Below are 4,469 nucleotides of genomic sequence, written 5' to 3' on the forward strand. Positions count from 1 at the left end.
GGCGCGCCCGAAAACACCGACCTCGCAATCCACCCCCCCCCCCCCGCACACACCCCCCACCCCAACCCCCCGCTCGCCGCCCGCCACCACTCAGCCCCACTCCACCTGGTCGAGTGGCAGCTGCGGATCGCCTCGGGCGAACGGCTCTCCTTCGATCAGTCCGACATCTCCTTCCTGGGCCACGCCATCGAGGCCCGGATCTGCGCCGAGGACCCGGAACGGGACTTCCTGCCCACCGGCGGCCGCATCCTCGTCCTGGACGAGCCCCAGGGCGAGGGCGTGCGCGTCGACTCCGGAGTCGCCCCCGGATCCGTCGTCACCAGCGCCTACGACCCGATGCTCGCCAAGGTCATCGCGTACGGGCCCGACCGCCCGACCGCGCTGCGCCGGCTCCGCGCCGCGCTGGCCGACACCCGCATCCTGGGCGTCACCACCAACACCGGCTTCCTGCGACGGCTGCTCGCACACCCCGAGGTCGTCGCCGGCCGGCTGGACACCGGCCTGGTGGAACAGACGGCCCAACAGCAGCCCGCCCTGCTCGCCTCGCCGTACTCCCCGGCGAACGCGCCGAACGGCGCGAACGAGACCGGCGAGGCCGGCGAGGCCGACAAGGCCAACGAGGCCGATAACGCGCACGAGGCCGACGCCACAACTGCCGACCCGCTGACGGCCGAGACGCCACCACCTGCCCACCTCCTCTACTACGCGGCCGCGCTGGCGCGGCACCTGGACCTCACCCCGGCCGCCGACCCCGGCGGCTGGACCGACCCCTTCTCCCTTCCCTCCGGCTGGCGCCTGAGCGGCACCCCCGCCTGGACCACCCACCGACTCCGTACCCCCGGCCAGGATCCGGTCTCGGTGCGCATCCGTTCGATCACTGCGGGCAACGTAGCCGATGCCACTGACAATCCCGCCGAGCTCACCCGCGAGGTCGAGCTCCGGCTCGGCGCCGGGCCCGTCCACCGGGCCCGCGCGACCCGGACCGCCGACCGGCTGCACCTGACCGTCGACGGCCTGCAGACCACGTTCGCGCTGGCCACCGACGCCGCTCCCGGCCTCGCCGCCGGCCCGGTGACCTGGCTCGGCATCGAGGGCGACGCCTGGTCGCTGCACGCCCACGACCCGGTGGGCGAGCGCGCCGCCGGAACCGCCGCCCACCACGGCGCCCTGACCGCCCCGATGCCCGGAACCGTCACCGTCGTCAAGACCACGACGGGCGAGACGGTCCGCAAGGGCCAGCCCCTGCTCGTGCTGGAGGCCATGAAGATGGAACACGTGATCGCCGCCCCGCACGACGGCGTGGTGGCCGAGCTGCGGGCCACCGCAGGCGCCACCGTCGCGATGGAGGAACTGCTGGTCGTGGTCGCCCCGGCCGGGGACGGCGCCGACGAGCAGGCCGCCCCCGCGCCCGCCGGGGTGCGGTCATGACCGCACCCGCACGCGAGCCCGACGCGCTGGACCTGGGCCTGCCCGACCCCGTCCGCACCCCCGGCCTGCCCGAGGAGGTCCGGATCCACGAGGTCGGACCGCGCGACGGGCTGCAGAACGAGGGCTCCCTGGTGCCCGTGGAGGTCAAGGCGGAGTTCATCGCCCGGCTCGCGGCCGCCGGGCTGCGCACCGTCGAGGCGACCAGCTTCGTCCACCCGAAATGGGTCCCGCAGCTGGCCGACGCCGAGGAACTGATGCCCCGGCTCGCCGGCCTGCCGGAGCGCCACCCCGGCCTGCGGCTGCCGGTGCTGGTGCCCAACGAACGCGGCCTCGACCGGGCGCTCGCCCACCACGCCACCGACGTCGCGGTGTTCGCCAGCGCCACCGAGACCTTCGCCCGCCGCAACCTCAACCGCTCGGCGGACGAGGCGATGGCGATGTTCCGCCCGGTCGTGACGCGGGCGACCGAGGCCGGGCTGGCGGTCCGCGGCTACCTCTCGATGTGCTTCGGAGACCCCTGGGAAGGTCCGGTCCCGGTCTCCCAGGTGGTCGGGTACGGCGTGCGGCTGCTGGAGATGGGCTGCGCGGAGCTGAGCCTCGGCGACACCATCGGCGTGGCCACCCCCGGGCAGGTCGGCGCCCTGCTGGCCGGCTTCGCGCGGGCCGGGGTGCCGGCCGACCGGCTCGCCGTGCACTTCCACGACACCTACGGCCAGGCGCTCAGCAACACCCTGGCGGCCCTGCGCGAGGGGGTCACCACGGTGGACGCGTCGGCGGGCGGCCTCGGCGGCTGCCCGTACGCGAAGAGCGCCACCGGCAACCTGGCCACCGAGGACCTGGTGTGGATGCTGCACGGGCTCGGCATCCGGACCGGGGTCGACCTGCGCGCGCTGGTCGCCACCAGCGGGTGGATGGCCGAGCGGCTGGGCCGTCCGAGCCCGTCCCGCACCGTCCAGGCGCTGCTCGGCGCCGCCCGGGGCTGACCCCGCCCCACCACCGCTCCCCGGTGCCGGCCGCGCGGAATCCCGGCCGCGGCCGACGCCGGGCACCACGTTCATCGTCCAACCACACCGTGCGACCGTCACACCGTCAGACGGACGCCGGTCGTCCCGCTCACGCCCGCGGCCACCCCGGCCGGGCTCCAGGAGGATCACCGTGTTCGACCACCGGCTCAGCAGCGAGTACGAGGAACTGCGGCGCACCGTCGCCGAGTTCGCCCAGGACGTGGTGGCGCCGAAGATCGGCGGGTTCTACGAGCGGGAGGAGTTCCCGTACGAGATCGTCCGCGAGATGGGGCGCATGGGCCTGTTCGGCCTGCCCTTCCCGGAGGAGTACGGCGGCATGGGCGGCGACTACTTCGCGCTGGGCATCGCCCTGGAGGAACTCGCCCGGGTCGACTCCTCGGTGGCGATCACCCTGGAGGCGGCCGTCTCGCTCGGCGCGATGCCGATCCACCGGTTCGGGACGGAGGAGCAGAAGCGCGAGTGGCTGCCCCGGCTGACCTCCGGCGAACTCCTCGGCGCCTTCGGCCTGACCGAGCCCGAGGGCGGCTCGGACGCCGGCGCGACCCGCACGACCGCGCGGTACGACGAGACCACCGACGAGTGGGTCATCAACGGCACCAAGTGCTTCATCACCAACTCCGGCACGGACATCACCGGTCTGGTCACCGTCACCGCGCTCACGGAACCGATCGCTCGTTCGAGTGAAGAAGGCGAATTCCGCTCGCCAACGCGCGAAATCTCTTCCATCATCGTGCCCACCGGGACCCCGGGGTTCCAGGTATCGAAGAAGTACTCGAAGGTCGGGTGGAACGCATCCGACACCCGCGAACTGTCCTTTACCGACTGCCGCGTCCCCGCGGCCAACCTGCTGGGCGAGCGTGGCCGAGGCTACGCCCAGTTCCTGCGGATCCTCGACGAGGGCCGCATCGCGATCGCGGCCCTGGCCACCGGCCTGGCCCAGGGATGCGTCGACGAGTCCGTCAAGTACGCCGGCACGCGCCGGGCCTTCGGCCGGCCGATCGGTGCCAACCAGGCCATCCAGTTCAAGCTCGCCGACATGGAGCTGCGCGCCCACACCTCCCGCCTGGCCTGGCGGGACGCCGCCTCCCGGCTGCTGCACGGCGAACCGTTCAAGAAGGAGGCCGCGATCGCGAAGCTGTACTCGTCCGAGGCCGCCGTCGACAACGCCCGCGAGGCGACCCAGATCCACGGCGGGTACGGCTTCATGAACGAGTTCCCGGTCGCCCGTTTCTGGCGCGACTGCAAGATCCTGGAAATCGGGGAGGGCACATCGGAGGTTCAGCGCATGCTCATCGCCCGGGAGATCGGCGCCGGGTTCTGATCCGGCCCCACCGGAGCAACACCCCGCTCCTCAGGCGGCGTTGAGGAGCGCCCGACGCAGAGGAGCGGGCCGACGCCGGCGGGGCGGTCGACACCGTCGGCGGCCGACACCAGCGGCCGACAACGGGGAGACGCCTCCGGGGGCGCGGAAACGCGGCGCCCGACGGAGCGTCAGGGAATCACGATCACCGGGCGGTTGGCCCGCCGCGCCAGCCGTCCGGAGACCGAGCCGAAGATCTTGCCGAGCAGGCCGTGCGTCGTGCCGACGACGATCGCGTCGGCGGCGTACTCGCGACCGACCTCCTCGATCTCGTGGCAGATGTCGCCGCCCCGCTCGATCAGGATCCACGGCACCCCGGTGAGGAAGTCCGCGCAGGCGAGCTCCAGGCCCAGGACCTCGGTCCGGTGGTCGGGGAGGTCGACGAAGACGGGAGGTTCACAGCCTGCCCAGACAGTGGCGGGCAGGCGATTGGCGACGTGCACGATCACCAGGCCGCACTGCGAACGGCGCGCCATGCCCACCGCGTACGCGAGGGCGCGTTCGCTCGACAGGGAGCCGTCGAAGCCGACGACCACGCCGTGCTGGAAGACCGGGTCGAGGGAGCGCGCGGACGCGTCCCGGGCCGTCGACTCGGTGTGCGCGCCGGGCAGGCCGGACGCCTCCGGGGACGGGCCCCCCGGGGCCCCCCGGGCCCG

The 4,469-nt window shown here is 73.6% G+C and carries 4 protein-coding genes; 3 read left to right on the forward strand and 1 reads right to left on the reverse strand.

The window, feature by feature from the left end:
- From ACFV6I_RS37870 to ACFV6I_RS37880, 3 genes are all read left to right on the forward strand, one after another.
- The coding region (locus tag ACFV6I_RS37870) for a biotin/lipoyl-containing protein (protein WP_380430654.1) at window positions 1-1,428 on the forward strand (1,428 nt) is incomplete at its 5' end.
- Window positions 1,425-2,411: a hydroxymethylglutaryl-CoA lyase gene (locus ACFV6I_RS37875; RefSeq protein WP_380334954.1), complete on the forward strand. Its 987-nt coding sequence runs from the start codon at window positions 1,425-1,427 to the stop codon at window positions 2,409-2,411. The genes ACFV6I_RS37870 and ACFV6I_RS37875, both read left to right, overlap by 4 nt.
- Before the next feature lie 172 nt (window positions 2,412-2,583).
- Window positions 2,584-3,774, forward strand: a complete 1,191-nt coding sequence (locus tag ACFV6I_RS37880; protein ID WP_063349303.1) for an acyl-CoA dehydrogenase family protein — start codon at window positions 2,584-2,586, stop codon at window positions 3,772-3,774.
- Window positions 3,775-3,944: 170 nt separating this feature from the next.
- Here the strand turns inward: ACFV6I_RS37880 and ACFV6I_RS37885 are convergent, their stop codons facing one another.
- Window positions 3,945-4,424: a universal stress protein gene (locus tag ACFV6I_RS37885; RefSeq protein ID WP_063351389.1), complete on the reverse strand. Its 480-nt coding sequence runs from the start codon at window positions 4,422-4,424 to the stop codon at window positions 3,945-3,947.
- Between the last annotated feature and the right edge of the window lie 45 nt (window positions 4,425-4,469).

The organism is Kitasatospora sp. NPDC059803 (assembly GCF_042732255.1).
Taxonomy (GTDB): Bacteria; Actinomycetota; Actinomycetes; order Streptomycetales; family Streptomycetaceae; genus Kitasatospora.